The organism is Methanosarcina vacuolata Z-761 (assembly GCF_000969905.1).
Taxonomy (GTDB): Archaea; Halobacteriota; Methanosarcinia; order Methanosarcinales; family Methanosarcinaceae; genus Methanosarcina; species Methanosarcina vacuolata.
Genome location: NZ_CP009520.1, coordinates 612,234 through 625,342, shown reverse-complemented (window position 1 = coordinate 625,342; position 13,109 = coordinate 612,234). Strand labels below are relative to the sequence as shown.

The 13,109-nt window shown below is 40.6% G+C and carries 15 protein-coding genes and 1 tRNA gene; 11 read left to right on the top strand and 5 right to left on the bottom strand.

The annotated features are described in order from the left end of the window. Nucleotides 1-43: 43 nt before the first annotated feature. The 5 genes from MSVAZ_RS02760 (at nucleotide 44) to MSVAZ_RS02740 (ending at nucleotide 3,672) form a co-directional block, all read left to right on the top strand. Nucleotides 44-304 carry a Gar1/Naf1 family protein gene (locus MSVAZ_RS02760; protein ID WP_048108122.1) on the top strand — a complete coding sequence of 87 codons (261 nt, stop codon included), beginning with the start codon at nucleotides 44-46 and terminating at the stop codon, nucleotides 302-304. A 191-nt stretch (nucleotides 305-495) separates the two neighbouring features. Continuing rightward, nucleotides 496-1,509 carry a transcription initiation factor IIB gene (locus MSVAZ_RS02755; protein WP_011306400.1) on the top strand — a complete coding sequence of 338 codons (1,014 nt, stop codon included), beginning with the start codon at nucleotides 496-498 and terminating at the stop codon, nucleotides 1,507-1,509. Nucleotides 1,510-1,672: 163 nt separating this feature from the next. Further along, nucleotides 1,673-2,329, top strand: a complete 657-nt coding sequence (locus MSVAZ_RS02750; protein WP_048117767.1) for a LysE family transporter — start codon at nucleotides 1,673-1,675, stop codon at nucleotides 2,327-2,329. A gap of 63 nt (nucleotides 2,330-2,392) precedes the next feature. Then, nucleotides 2,393-3,403: a class I SAM-dependent methyltransferase gene (locus MSVAZ_RS02745; protein WP_048117764.1), complete on the top strand. Its 1,011-nt coding sequence runs from the start codon at nucleotides 2,393-2,395 to the stop codon at nucleotides 3,401-3,403. 197 nt (nucleotides 3,404-3,600) lie between these two features. Continuing rightward, nucleotides 3,601-3,672: transfer RNA gene (locus tag MSVAZ_RS02740), tRNA-Thr, on the top strand. 221 nt (nucleotides 3,673-3,893) lie between these two features. Here MSVAZ_RS02740 and MSVAZ_RS02735 read toward each other — a convergent pair. Further along, nucleotides 3,894-4,355 (bottom strand): type IV pilin, encoded by a 462-nt coding sequence (locus MSVAZ_RS02735; protein WP_048117754.1) that lies wholly within the window; start codon nucleotides 4,353-4,355, stop codon nucleotides 3,894-3,896. Between the two features lie 299 nt (nucleotides 4,356-4,654). Here MSVAZ_RS02735 and MSVAZ_RS02730 point away from each other — a divergent pair, with 299 nt between their 5' ends. The 4 genes from MSVAZ_RS02730 (at nucleotide 4,655) to fdhD (ending at nucleotide 9,182) form a co-directional block, all read left to right on the top strand. Then, the gene (locus MSVAZ_RS02730) at nucleotides 4,655-5,713 is read left to right on the top strand and encodes a type IV pilin N-terminal domain-containing protein (protein WP_048117752.1); all 1,059 of its coding nucleotides are present in this window, start codon (nucleotides 4,655-4,657) and stop codon (nucleotides 5,711-5,713) included. Nucleotides 5,714-5,749: 36 nt separating this feature from the next. Next, entirely contained in the window at nucleotides 5,750-6,793 is a 1,044-nt protein-coding gene (locus MSVAZ_RS02725; protein ID WP_048117749.1) for a hypothetical protein, read from the top strand. Nucleotides 6,794-6,879: 86 nt separating this feature from the next. Continuing rightward, the gene (locus MSVAZ_RS02720) at nucleotides 6,880-8,349 is read left to right on the top strand and encodes a hypothetical protein (protein WP_232316193.1); all 1,470 of its coding nucleotides are present in this window, start codon (nucleotides 6,880-6,882) and stop codon (nucleotides 8,347-8,349) included. A gap of 68 nt (nucleotides 8,350-8,417) precedes the next feature. Then, nucleotides 8,418-9,182, top strand: a complete 765-nt coding sequence (fdhD, locus tag MSVAZ_RS02715) for a formate dehydrogenase accessory sulfurtransferase FdhD (RefSeq protein WP_048117746.1) — start codon at nucleotides 8,418-8,420, stop codon at nucleotides 9,180-9,182. Nucleotides 9,183-9,255: 73 nt separating this feature from the next. Here fdhD and MSVAZ_RS02710 read toward each other — a convergent pair whose 3' ends face one another. Beyond that, the gene (locus tag MSVAZ_RS02710) at nucleotides 9,256-9,831 is read right to left on the bottom strand and encodes a flavodoxin family protein (RefSeq protein ID WP_048117743.1); all 576 of its coding nucleotides are present in this window, start codon (nucleotides 9,829-9,831) and stop codon (nucleotides 9,256-9,258) included. A gap of 300 nt (nucleotides 9,832-10,131) precedes the next feature. On the opposite strand from MSVAZ_RS02710, the gene MSVAZ_RS02705 reads away from it, so the two are divergent. Then, the gene (locus tag MSVAZ_RS02705) at nucleotides 10,132-11,295 is read left to right on the top strand and encodes a chromosome segregation ATPase (protein ID WP_198146782.1); all 1,164 of its coding nucleotides are present in this window, start codon (nucleotides 10,132-10,134) and stop codon (nucleotides 11,293-11,295) included. A 17-nt stretch (nucleotides 11,296-11,312) separates the two neighbouring features. Continuing rightward, nucleotides 11,313-11,579 (top strand): hypothetical protein, encoded by a 267-nt coding sequence (locus MSVAZ_RS02700; protein WP_048117740.1) that lies wholly within the window; start codon nucleotides 11,313-11,315, stop codon nucleotides 11,577-11,579. 303 nt (nucleotides 11,580-11,882) lie between these two features. On the opposite strand, the gene MSVAZ_RS02695 is transcribed toward MSVAZ_RS02700, so the two are convergent. From MSVAZ_RS02695 to MSVAZ_RS02685, 3 genes are all read right to left on the bottom strand, one after another. Beyond that, nucleotides 11,883-12,173 carry a putative quinol monooxygenase gene (locus MSVAZ_RS02695; protein WP_048117737.1) on the bottom strand — a complete coding sequence of 97 codons (291 nt, stop codon included), beginning with the start codon at nucleotides 12,171-12,173 and terminating at the stop codon, nucleotides 11,883-11,885. A gap of 25 nt (nucleotides 12,174-12,198) precedes the next feature. Beyond that, nucleotides 12,199-12,390 (bottom strand): hypothetical protein, encoded by a 192-nt coding sequence (locus MSVAZ_RS02690; protein WP_048117734.1) that lies wholly within the window; start codon nucleotides 12,388-12,390, stop codon nucleotides 12,199-12,201. Nucleotides 12,391-12,543: 153 nt separating this feature from the next. Then, the gene (locus MSVAZ_RS02685) at nucleotides 12,544-13,068 is read right to left on the bottom strand and encodes a nitroreductase family protein (protein ID WP_048117731.1); all 525 of its coding nucleotides are present in this window, start codon (nucleotides 13,066-13,068) and stop codon (nucleotides 12,544-12,546) included. Nucleotides 13,069-13,109 lie beyond the last annotated feature (41 nt).

Genomic DNA, 13,109 nt, shown 5'->3' with positions numbered 1-13,109 from the left:
GCCCTGAGCTGGAGAAAATAGCTATTAACTATTCGTGGCTGATATGAAACGACTCGGTAAAGTGCTGCACAGAACAGGTGTTAAAAACCTGATAATTAGAGGGGATGAGGTAAAACCCGAGAATGTCTCAGATGGTTTTCCTAAATTGAATTCGGTCGTTGTAGATAAGGCCCTGAATCGGATTGGTACGATCGTAAGTGTTTTCGGACCTGTAGGTCATCCATATTTTTTAGTGAAGGGTTTTAAACGAACTTCGGATTCAGAATTTCGAGCTCTTATTAATGAAAGAGTCTATATTCGGTGAAAGCTCTGACATGAATATGCACTTGAATTCTATATTATGGTTAAACATTAACTAGATTATATATTTTTTGCTAGTTACAGCCGTGATTTTTCTTATCCTGCCTTTTAGATATCTACTGTAATTTCAGTGGTGCAGCCAAAAATACCGGAAATACACACATATGATTGTTTTAGTTTGTAAGGTGATATGATATGGTAGAAGTCGAAAGAGTTCGCTATTCGGACACTCTTGAAAGAGAAAAAATACGTGCCATGATCAAAGCTCGCAAAGAGAAGCAAAAGGAGCAAAGTTTTGAGAAAGAAAAGGCCGTGTGTCCAGAATGCGGCAGCAGAAACCTCGTCCACGACTATGAGCGAGCCGAACTCGTGTGTGGGGACTGCGGACTTGTCATTGATGCCGATTTTGTGGATGAAGGCCCAGAATGGCGAGCTTTCGATCATGATCAACGTATGAAGCGTTCCCGTGTGGGTGCGCCCATGACATACACAATCCACGACAAAGGGCTCTCCACAATGATTGACTGGAGGAACCGCGACTCCTATGGAAAGTCAATCTCTTCCAAAAATCGTGCTCAGCTCTATCGTTTAAGAAAATGGCAGCGTAGAATCCGTGTAAGTAACGCAACTGAAAGAAACCTTGCATTTGCACTATCTGAACTGGACAGAATGGCTTCTGCTCTCGGTCTTCCGAGAACTGTGCGGGAAACCGCAGCTGTTGTCTACAGAAAAGCTGTGGACAAGAACCTTATCCGTGGAAGAAGCATTGAAGGTGTTGCAGCAGCCGCTCTTTATGCTGCTTGCCGCCAGTGCAGCGTCCCAAGGACTCTTGATGAAATAGAAGAGGTGTCCAGGGTCAGCCGGAAAGAAATAGGAAGAACCTACCGCTTTATTTCCAGAGAACTCGCATTGAAGCTAATGCCCACATCTCCTATCGACTATGTCCCAAGGTTCTGTTCAGGTCTTAACCTTAAAGGAGAAGTCCAGTCCAAGAGCGTTGAGATCCTGAGGCAGGCTTCCGAAAAGGAACTCACAAGCGGGAGGGGTCCCACAGGAGTTGCTGCAGCTGCAATTTATATTGCGTCCATTCTCTGTGGTGAGCGGAGAACTCAGCGGGAAGTTGCGGATGTAGCCGGGGTTACAGAAGTTACTATCCGAAACAGATACAAAGAGCTTGCAGAAGAACTGGATATAGAGATTATTCTCTAAAATTTTCCTTATTTTTCTTTTGCCAGCAGGTTTTCTCTTTTATTTTGAGAAATGCCCTATTTTTTACTGGTTTTGTTTATTTAAGTCATTTATCCGGGTCTTTCCGCTTGCGGAGGTTTATTTCAAAACGGGATCTTAGATACCTTTAATTTTTTGATCCATAATGCTAACAATTAAAGTTTTTGAAGCTCTTCTTCTAGGTTTCTCTGTAGGGCTTACAGGCGCGCTCGTTCCAGGCCCGATGCTTTTTGCAACTATAGAGATTTCGCTGAAGAAAGGCTGGCTTGCAGGCCCACAGGTAGTATTCGGGCATATGCTCGTGGAGGCTGTGCTCTATGTGCTGATCCTCTTAGGGGCTGCTTCGTTTGTCGACAGTGGTATAATTTCCATAATTTTTCTTATAGGAGGGCTTTCACTTCTGGTATTTGGACTTTTTACCTTAAAGGAAGCACAAGCTACGGATTCTTCGGCTCTGATTTCTCAGGACTCCTCAGGCTTGAAGCTGGTTTCCAACCCTATCTTGATAGGCCTGGTTACTTCAGTTTCGAACCCGTACTTCTGGATCTGGTGGCTGACCGCTGGCGGTGCCCTCGTACTTAAGGAATATGAACTGGGAATTATAATTGCAATGGCTTATATGTTCGGGCACTGGGCTGCAGACATGGGATGGTTTACTGCCATATCCGGCTCATTCGGACGTGGTAAAACTCTTTTCTCCCAAAAAATGCATAGACATATTCTCTATACCTGCGGGGTATTCCTGGTAGTTTTTGGGTTGTACTTTATGCTTAATTACAATCATTCGATTCATTTATCCTGAACACGGGCTATGGATAGCTTAATAACAAAAGGATAACCTTAGGATTCCAAAAGGCGAGTTTCCATGAAACGGCAGTGCATAAAAGTTCCTAAAAAGAAAGGAGAACCTGTAAGAAGAAGGCTCCTTGAGCTTGAAATTCTGGATAATTCCGTAAAAATAAGCGCAGATGAGGCATTTCTTTATCTCCCCCTGACCAGAGTGCCTGCCCCTGGAGAGCTAGAGAGTTTTCCCGAAGAAATTGAGCTTCTGGAGTTCGAGTTCAAGCCCCAGGAAAAGAAACCTGTTCCGGAAGACCTTCTTGGTTTCAGCCCTGCTTATGAAGTTATAGGAGATATCGCCCTGCTGGAAGATCCTGAGCTTGACAAAGAGAAAGCCTCAAGAATTGCCGATGCCCTCCTTTTAACCCATTCAAATATAAAAACAGTGCTCAAGCCTCTTACGCCTGTTATCGGGGAATTTCGGGTAAGGGAATTTGAGGTCGTTGCAGGCGAGCCAAGGACCGAAACTATTCACAGAGAATACGGCTGCCGCTACAAAGTCGACCTTTCACGGGCTTATTTTACTCCCCGCCTTTCGACCGAGCGCTCAAGAATTCTTTCCCGGGTTAAGGAAGGAGACACCATTGTTGATATGTTTGCAGGCGTCGGCCCGTACAGCATCCTGATTGCAAAGAGCGAAAAACCTTCAAAAGTCCTGGCAATCGACAAAAATCCGGACGCTGTGCGTTATCTCAGGGAAAATATTATTCTTAACTCTGCGAAAAACATCGAAGCAATCGAAGGCGACGCCCGGGAAGAAGCAAAAAAGTTTGCAGGCACTGCCGACCATGTGATTATGAATTTGCCTCATAGTGCTTTTGAGTTCCTGGACTCCGCAGTTCTACTGGCAAAGCCCGGCGGAATTATCCACTATTACGGAATTACTCCTGAGGACGACCTATTCGAAAGCTCTATAAAACTCATAAAGGAAGCTGCGGAAAAAGCAGGCCGGAAAATAGAGGTTCTGGAAAAAAGAGTAGTCAGATCGTATGCCCCTCACCAGTATAATATCTGTATAGAAGCCAGGATTGTTTAAAGGATGATAGGATTATTTGAAGAAATGACAAAATTATTTTATGGAAGTTAAAACCTTAAAAAAGTGGCCGCGTTATTTAAATAATGTCAGGGTTATCCAGACGTTGCAAAGCTTTGCAAAAGCAAATAGCTCCACCCGAGCGAAATAATTAAATTCTTGATCTATATATTAGGTCTGCTTATTCTTTCTATGCATTTGCCGTCGTGGCTTAGCGGTATAGCGGCTGATTCGTAATCAGCAGGTCGAGGGTTCAAGTCCCCCCGGCGGCTCTTTGCTTTTTGGTTACAAAATACTCTACTTCATTCACAGCATATACGTCCTTGAATTCTTTTGTTTTCGGTTTGATAAGTGCATTACCTACTGTGTTTCTTTTCTCAAAAATACGTAGAATTTACGAGAAATCATGACGAAAATCGAAAAATCAGTTCAATATAAAAATTGAGTAAAAGAAAGAGAAAAAAGCACCTGTTTGAGGTGCTTAAATTCGTGTTTAGAACCTTACATCCTTGTCGCAGATAAGCTGATTGGTCTGGGCATCGATAATTTTGATGTTGACGGTGTTACCTTTTACATCACTGATAATAGGCGTCCCTCCAGTATTACTCAACATGATTGTCTGAACGTCACCAACATCGAAGGTACCAAGATCTGTAGCTTTAATCTCAACAGCGTCAGTACCATTAACAGATGCCATAACTTTTGTTACTGCGCTGTCTTCAAAGTTAATCGATTCTCCGCCAAGGTGTTCGAATTTTAGATAAGCATTAGTATTATTGCTACCAGCTGACTTAATGTCAAGACTAGCCTGCGGTGCAGATTCAGCAGTTCCTTTACTGAATACAGAAGATCCGATTGCGGCGGCGAGGATGACGGTTATTGCAACCATCAAAATGACACCGATAACTGGGGAAACTGCTTTATCATCTTTTCTAAACAATTTCTTGAAATCCATATGTTCTCCCTCCTGGTTAAACGTATTCGGACAGGAAAGCCCGCCAGATACCTTTAACACCTGAAATATAGAGTTGACAATATATATTTATTTTAACTGTATACTGTTTTACTTTTCATAAATATTTAAACTTTTGCTGAATGTAATAAAGAGTTATTTGGATCCACCCACCCAATTAGTTCAGCAAGATATCTATTAGCAGTTCTAGTTTAATAAATTTTCTTAGACAGTCGAATTAATAAACTATTAAAAACAGTTTAGAGAGTTGATAATTAGATTTTTAGAAGGTGATTTTTATCGTGGAGGGTAAAAAGCGTTGGCCACTTTGCCAGGACTGTCGGGGTGTTTCAGAAGTATATGGGCAACTGCTCATGATAAGCATAGTCGTTATAGCCTTTTCTACAATAGCCATAACTGTATTTTCCGATGGAGGAGCTGTGAAACCGGAACATATTCCGCATACTGACCTGCGTGAAAATATAAATTATGTTGATAACGACGTCTACGCTGTCCAGATTGTCCACAGTGGAGGAGAAGATATTGATCTCAAAGCAATAGAGATTATACTTAACGTCAATGGAGAACAGCTTCTTCCGTATAATACGTCTAACTTTGAAGTTCAAAACCCGGATGGTACTTTCAGAATAAAAAACTCTGACGGTACTTTCAAAGTCGATAACTCGGAAGGTCCCGATTATATAAACAATGACTTCTCGCTTGGAGACTGCATTGTAATTTACACTACTGAAGACACTATTACTGTTAAAGGAAAAGAAATAGATCTCAAGAGATGGGACGACATAGATATGTTCTTTATCGACAAACCGTCTCAGCAGGCCATCCAGCGAGCAGTACTCCAGAAAGGTGCTGGGGAGTTCCCTGAGTGGATTACTCCTTATCCTTACGGAAGTGTATATGACAACTCTTCAGAGACAGATAATTGGCTTCCCACTGAACTGGTTGACGGGATCGATGACGAGCTTTTTACGAACTCTTCGATTAAACCAGATAGATGGATTTCTGAGAATTATACTTTTGGAATATCTGAGTATGATTTGGGCACTTCAGACTCATTAACAAACGTCAGTTTGATGATAGTATACAACTCGCACGACAACAGTTTAAAAAATATGACACTTAGTATATATAACGGATCTGCTTGGACAATGATAGCTTACAATATGGAAGAGAAAGTAAGGGAAGACGATGATCCGGTAATCTATTATATAACGGACTTGGTGAAAAATACAACACAGCTTGAAAATTTGGTCGTGAGTTTTTCAGCTATAGGACATGCATCTGAAACAAGTGGTAAGGTTGACTGGGTAGACTTCGTGGGAATTCATGTAGAATTATAAATTGAATAGGAATAAAAATTAGGGGGTTTGAAATGAGTGAGAAAACACGAAGAAAATAGATCCAAATCAGAAAAAAAATATTTTCCCCATTCGGAGTCTGGAACAGCAACTGTTATTGGGGCAGTAATGTTATTAGGAATAATATTTTCGGTACTAACCTTCGCATGGGTAGAATGTGTTCCAGAATGGAAAAACGATGCCGAATATTCTCACATGGATAGTGTATGGGAAAATATGGCAGAACTTAAGTCAAGAATAGATATGATGTCAATTGTCATGGCTTCAAATTATAATTCTTCAGATATTAATTCCTCGTATTCAAATTCCTCAACCCCTGAGTTAGTAACAAGTGTGCCTTTCCATATGGGTGGCGGAGACATTCCATTCGTAGGTTCAATGAAGTCCAGCGGAACTCTTGCTGTAAACAAGGGTAAGTGTGTGATAAGCATAATATTAAACCGCGAAAATGCCGATCCTTATATTAAATCTATAGTTTGCGGCGCTGTTACTTACACCTCTAAAAATAATAACTATGTGGATCAGGTTTTCAGTTATGAAAACGGAGCTCTGATTATTAACCAAGCAGAGCAACCAGTCATGATGCTCTATCCTTCAATTCACTTCTCCAATGTATCAACCAGCGAATCTAATGACTATAATGTTTCAATAAACACGATAAGTGTCTGTAAGAAACTCTACTCCCCACCTGAAATTATTTCCTCAAATAGCGAAGGCTCCCTTCGCCTTACAGGAATTGATTATATCTCCATCTATGATAGTGAAAAAGAAGTTTTGAATAGTGGTAAACAGGGTCCAGGGAATGTAACTACTTTCACATTAATAATTAATTCAAACTATCCAGAAGCCTGGCAGTCATATCTTAATAAAACAATGGAAGATGCAAAAATAGGCTCTGATAAATATAACACTAAAAAGCTAGGCAATAATGTTCGTTTAACCTTTTATATGACACCAGAGACGAGCAATGGAAACGCAAAAAAGATCAAGCCCGACATCCTGAAAAAGCTGTATGTAAGTAAGACAGAGATCAAAGCAGAACCCGGAATAGGCTTAAAATAACTAAATTGAAGGTGAAATTGATAAAATTCAAGTAAGTAATGGAAGTCACAACTCAAGGATTTGGAAAAATGCTCCCGAAAACTATTATGAAAAGGAAAGAGCCTGAAGACAGGAAAAAAAGTGCACGATCCTGTTTTTCAAAATCTGAGTCCGCTGCTGCAACAGTTATCATAGCAGTATTGCTCTTAGCTCTTGCATTTACAATGATTGCAGTAGTCAAGCTCGAATATGTTCCTGATTGGAAAAATGATGCTGAAAGGGATCATATGTATAATACACTGGACGAGATGGCGGGAGTGAAGACAAGTATCGATATACTTTCCAGACTTACGGAGTTAAACAATTCGTCGAACTACAATATTTCGGTAACTGTGCCAGTTGATATGGGAGGAGGACAAATACCGTTTTTGGAACCTTCAAAATCGGACGGAAAGCTTTCAGTGAATACCGAAAGGTGTGCAATGACAATAGTGCCAAACCGTCCTGCTCTAAAAATAGAGCCTGATAACTTTACTATAGAGTGTGGGGGAATCACCTGCTATTCTGAAAACAGGCAGTATCCTAATCAAATATTCAGGTATGAAAATGGAGCCTTAATTCTTGCAAACGATAAAAGTTCCGTGATGAGGCAGCAGCCTGTATTGATTATAGAAAAAAATGAAACTAACGAAAGCAACTGCACAATCAGAATTCATGCGGTTCAACTTTTAGGCAAGCGAGATTCTACCTCCTCAAATACTGTAATTCCACTTCAATTAACAGGATATAAAACAGAACCTGTATACGATAGCGATGATGATAAAAATACAGGCAGAAGCATCAACGCCTTCAACATGACAATTTCCACAAGATACCCAGATGCCTGGATTACATATCTTAAAGAAACTGCGCAAGATCAAGGGCTCAATGGAACAGATTATACCGTTCAATACCTGAGAGGATCCGGTCACGTGCGTTTCTCTTTCCTTCCTAATGGCAACAAGACCCTTGAAAGGCTCTGCGTAAATAAAACGATAATCGGTGTAGAGCTTGGATCAGGAGACAGTTTCGATTATAATCACATTCCAGGTTTGATTGAAAAAGTAAAGAAATTGCATTACTTTAACACAGTTTCTAGCACGGAAGTAAACCTATCCTATCTAAAGGATTACAGTAGTAGTTCAGGAGTTGATTTTTCAACAGAAAGCACAGGAGAAATTTTGAGTACATATTCTTCCTCTAGCTATTATTCCCATAATCTTAATGGAAATCCTCTCAACTTAACATTTGGATTTAATAACTCTACAAAGCTCGAGCCTAATTCTCCAAGTTCAATCACGTTGATAATGATTTACCAACCTACGTTTAAGAATCCCTCATATCAGAGTATGACTATTGCAGGCAAAGTACTTCCAACAATGACAGGTAATAGTCAAAATACTTGGTATTTATACAACCAGACCACCAATATATCATCAATAAGTGGCCCATCGAACCTTACATTCAATCTGAAAATTAACTCCGAAAATAAAGATAGAGCCATAAACATTGACTACCTCGCAGTCTACCTGAGCTAACGGAAAAGAAAAAGGCATATGGGTACATATCTTCACCATACACTGAAATAGCGAGAAACTTGATCCATATGCCCGAAAAATATACCACTTCTTATCCTGCGAAAAGAATCCATTCCGACGGCAGAGCCGAAGATGTTAAAGTGCTGCTCGCAAAGGAATGCCCTGTTAAACTATTTCTCAACGGAAAACTCTTTACAACACTTTTTGCCTCCCCGCTCGAACTCAAAGAGCTTGCGGTAGGCCACCTGATCACAGAAGGCGTTATCAGTTTCAGGGAAATTGAAAACGTAGAAGTGGACGGTAGGGCTGTCCACATCCTTATCCGAAAGGAAAATCAGGAAATCAGTACCGAAGCCGCCGGAAAAATCGGAAAAGCCGAAAAAGCTGAAAAAGAAGAAGAGACCAGCAAAGAAATCTTTGTAGATTCGGACTCAGTTTTTGAGCCGCAAGCCATCTTTGCAGGCACAGAATACCTGGAATCCGATACATACAAACTTACCCGGGGAACCCATCTGGCAGCCCTTATAGACCGAAGAGGCAAGCTTGCTGTACAAATCGTAGACGTCGGCCGGCATAACGCTGTAGATAAAGCTGTAGGAGCTGCCTTTCTTAAAGGCCTCGACCTCTCACAACATTACATGCTCTCGACAGGCCGGCAGCCCGCCTATATGGTCACAAAAGCAGCTCGGGCAGGAATCACTCTTATCGCCACCAAATCCATGCCCTTTGACTCAGGTGTTGAAGCCGCAAAAAAGGCAAACGTATGCCTCATAGGCCAGCTCAGGAAAGAATCCATGCTCGTGTTTGCCGGCGAATGGCGGGTAAAACTCTAATCATTTTCTAAAAACTGCTGCCTGCAAGCCTTTTCAAAAAAAGACTTGTAGGACCTGGATAGCTGGCTATAATTTACACATTTAGCTTCTTCAAAAGCCATGCCATATTCTGGCCCAGCGTCCGCATGGTTTGAATACCTTCTTCGTCTTTTTCAACATCCCCTTCAGCAAGCCCCATTCCCATATTCCAGTAACTTGATCCCGGGATTATCATCTGGGAAATTGTGAAGAAATGGTTGATTGAGTCAAAAACGTGAATTGAGCCTGCTCTTCTCACTGCAACAACTGCTGCTCCTACTTTATATCTGAACATTTCGTTGTTGGCTTTAGCAACAAAACCTGCCCTATCAATCAGAGCTTTAAGTTCGGGAGTAAGGTCTGCAAAATAAGTAGGCGAAGCTAGAATTATTCCATCGGCTTCGAGCATCTTTTCAATACATTCGTTGACCATATCTTTGTCAATTACGCATTTTCTGTCTGCATTTTCATAACATTTCCCGCAGGCTATGCAGCCGTGGATACTCTTTCCCCCGATCTGCACAATTTCAGTTTCTATTCCTTCGTTTTCAAGTTCTGCAAGGACATGCTTTATAAGAGCAGACGTATTTCCTTCCTTTCTCGGGCTTCCGTTAAACGCGACAACTTTCATTTCTTTATGCCTCCAGTGTACTGTCTCTATTCTCTATTCTTTACTCTCTATTCTTTACTCTCTATTTTCTCATCTCTCTTTTTCTAATTGATGCTCTTTCAGGCCTTTCCCTATCTTCCTTGCAGCAATAGAGATATCATCTAAAAATATTTTAATGAATATCCGCTAGAATTGACTCCTTTTCTTAGGAAACATCGGTTTCATTGTCAGAGATTCATGACCAATAAACTCTTTGAAAACAATGTTTATATTTACCTTAGTCAATAAACAGTATAATAAATTTTTAATGGGGGTGGTTAGATGAAAACATCAAAAAATATTCAATTTCTGGTTTATCTTACAATTATGTTAATATTACTTAGCATAATTCCGGAAGTTTCTTTCGCTGCCAAAGATTCTTCTGACGACGGAAAAGGTAATCAAAATAAATATATGCGCGAAGATGCCCGCAATTCATCTAATAATAAAACTGGTGACACAGGCGGCACTGGTAATTTTACGGCGGATAAAGAAAGGCTTCAGAACAATTTCAGTATAAAAGATAGGAACAGGACCTCAGAACAAAAACAAGAAAAAAATCAATTAAGAGAAGAGCTCCAGGTTAATCAGCAAGAATACAAAGAAGCAAAAGGAGAGTTTCTCAAAATCAGGAATCTTGTTCGTGCAGGAAAACTGGACCCTAATTCCAAAGAGACTCTGAATGCCACAAAACTCTACCTTAACTCCAGCATTAACTATATGATAGCTCACCTTTCAAACGTAAAGAGCAATGTGGCTTACTCAAATGGAAATGGAACCGACGAAAAAGCTATCGCTGTCGCTGAAAAGATAAAATTGCTCGAAGCTGAGAAGGCTAAAATTGCAAATGCATCAAGCCAGGAAGAGCTTCTGGTTGTGATCAGGTCTGTTAGTGGAGTATGGAATAATGCCGAGAAAACCAGCATTGAGAGTGCAGGTCAGACTGTCAGTGAGAGAATTGGAGAGTTTATCGAAAAATCCGAAAATCTGTCTAAACAATTTAGAACAGAAGTAGATGACCTGAATGAAACAGGTGTTAACACAACCGACCTTGATACTAAACTCGCCAGTTACAATTTTTATATGAAGTCTGCGAAAGAGAATAAAGAAGCTGCAGATGCCATCTATAGTGGTGAGAATGTCACCAGGAAAGATATGGAGAAGGCAAACGGTTATCTTCGTCAATCTCTCAGTGATATCAATACGGCAAACAATATAATTAGACAAATTCTCAACGAGCTTAAAGAATACGAGACTGAAAATGGTAAAGAAACTGGAGTCGAAGACAACCAGAAAACTGCACTTAATAATACCGAAAATATAACTGGCACAAATAATTCGAGTATTATTACCGACAGCCCTGAAAGCGGAAAGAATGTTTCCTATGGAAATGGAAAAAGTCATAGCTCAGGGAATGGCGCTGGAACCTTTACTAAAAAATTATAGAACTTGGGAGGAAGAAGATGGTTAAATATGTTCACCTGCTCGTACTGTCAGCTTTAATTGCCTGTCTTGCAGGATCCGGTTGTGTCGGGGACAGTACATCTGAAGTAAAAGAATCAAAAGCAAATCCAGAAGTTGCTGAGGTGCAGAATGGCGAACCAGCTGAAGATCTTGAGATAGGGCCTACACAGGCTGAAATCCAGAAGCTTGATTCTGAGATAAAAGACCTTGAGGACTTGCTTACGAACGCAAGCCTTGAAGAAGAGATAGTAATTGAAGAGCTGTGAAATGAAAAGGGGAGAAGTGAAAACTCTGCTTTAAAGTAGCAAACGTATCTTTTATTGATTTATATTATGAATCTGCTATTTTTTGGGGGTAAAATCACTTTCAAGATATATCTCCCAAGGTTTGCTCAAAAAGGAGTTACTGGCATGGAATATAAGACCAAATTATTGATCTTGGTTTTCTCTGCCATAAAAATGTCTCCCTTTCAATTTTATTCACTATTGAACCAGGTTTAATACTGATTTTCCAAAACGTGTCCAGGAACAGAGTTTTAAGAATTAAATCGGTAAAAACACACCTGGATATTACAACGTTTTTCTGTATACATTAACCTCAGTTTCTTTTTCAAGGTATTCTGAAAGCAGTGGAAATATTTCTTTAAAATGACTGGAATTTAAATGTTGATCAAGGCTTTTTTCATCTTTCCACTCCTCTAAGAAAGTCAGGACTCCTGAACTCTCCAGTTCCTGATACAGGCCATAATCTATGCAGCCTTCATCTTTTAATGACGCTTCAACAAGGCTTTTGCACAAACCCAGAAATTCCTGAACCTTTTCAGGCTTGACGTAATTTTTTGCAACCACTCGTATTGTCAATAAATCACCAGCTTCTTAGCAAAAATTATTTTTCCTGAAGTTTCAACTTCTCATACTTTCCGTACTTCCCATACATTTCGTACTTTCCGTACTTCCCATACATTTCGTACTTTCCGTACTTCCCATACTTTTCGTACTTCCCATACTTTTCGTACTTTCCTGAGTATCTCTGTTGGGGGCCTGGTTTAGGAAAGTATCTTGTATTTTCCGCATCCAATAGATCCGGAAACGCAATTTATTTTTCAAAAAGGTATTAACAGGCAAATTTAGCTTCATTAAAAGTCTTTTCAAAGATTCAAACCTTTGAATAGCTTTATCTTGCTATTATTCATTTAATAAAGTCTAATTTTATTCTGCTTTCCTCACAGCTTCATTCTCTTCTCTGACCGTACTTATTGCGGTAGATTTTTGTTTTATCAAACCTGTCCTGAGAGCCTGGTTTCTGGTCAGGATAACCTACAGGCACAAGAGCCAGAGGGATGACATTTTCAGGCAGGTCAAAATTTTTCCGGAAACCTTCAATCCGATCCTTCATCGGATAGATTCCAGTCCAGACCGCTCCAAGCCCTGCGTCGTGAGCTGCAAGAAGGAGGTTCTGGGTAGCTGCCGAGCAGTCCTGAACCCAGTATCCTGGAGCCTTTTCAAGCGTTATATCCCCACAGACAAGAATTGCAAGAGGAGCTTCCCTGCACATACCTGCAAAGGGGCTGAAAGTGGGAATTTCGTCAAGGAGCTTCCGGTCATCAATAACAATAAAGATCCAGGGCTGTGCATTGACTGCAGATGGAGCACTCATTGCGGCCCTTAGCAGTTCGGTAACAAGTTCCCTCGGAACGGGCCTGTCAGTGTATTTTCGAATGCTTTGACGAGTGTGGATTGCTTCAAGAGTTTCCATATGAGACCCCTCCTATTCATTCCTGAAAGATCTGGGCGAGA

Coding starts and splice junctions, on each gene's coding strand:
- MSVAZ_RS02755 (WP_011306400.1), top strand. CDS start 496: ATGGTAGAAGTCGAAAGAGTTCGCTATTCGGACACTCTTGAAAGAGAA.
- fdhD (WP_048117746.1), top strand. CDS start 8,418: ATGCCCGAAAAATATACCACTTCTTATCCTGCGAAAAGAATCCATTCC.
- MSVAZ_RS02705 (WP_198146782.1), top strand. CDS start 10,132: ATGAAAACATCAAAAAATATTCAATTTCTGGTTTATCTTACAATTATG.
- MSVAZ_RS02735 (WP_048117754.1), bottom strand. CDS start 4,355: ATGGATTTCAAGAAATTGTTTAGAAAAGATGATAAAGCAGTTTCCCCA.
- MSVAZ_RS02760 (WP_048108122.1), top strand. CDS start 44: ATGAAACGACTCGGTAAAGTGCTGCACAGAACAGGTGTTAAAAACCTG.
- MSVAZ_RS02700 (WP_048117740.1), top strand. CDS start 11,313: ATGGTTAAATATGTTCACCTGCTCGTACTGTCAGCTTTAATTGCCTGT.
- MSVAZ_RS02720 (WP_232316193.1), top strand. CDS start 6,880: ATGAAAAGGAAAGAGCCTGAAGACAGGAAAAAAAGTGCACGATCCTGT.
- MSVAZ_RS02750 (WP_048117767.1), top strand. CDS start 1,673: ATGCTAACAATTAAAGTTTTTGAAGCTCTTCTTCTAGGTTTCTCTGTA.
- MSVAZ_RS02745 (WP_048117764.1), top strand. CDS start 2,393: ATGAAACGGCAGTGCATAAAAGTTCCTAAAAAGAAAGGAGAACCTGTA.
- MSVAZ_RS02685 (WP_048117731.1), bottom strand. CDS start 13,068: ATGGAAACTCTTGAAGCAATCCACACTCGTCAAAGCATTCGAAAATAC.
- MSVAZ_RS02710 (WP_048117743.1), bottom strand. CDS start 9,831: ATGAAAGTTGTCGCGTTTAACGGAAGCCCGAGAAAGGAAGGAAATACG.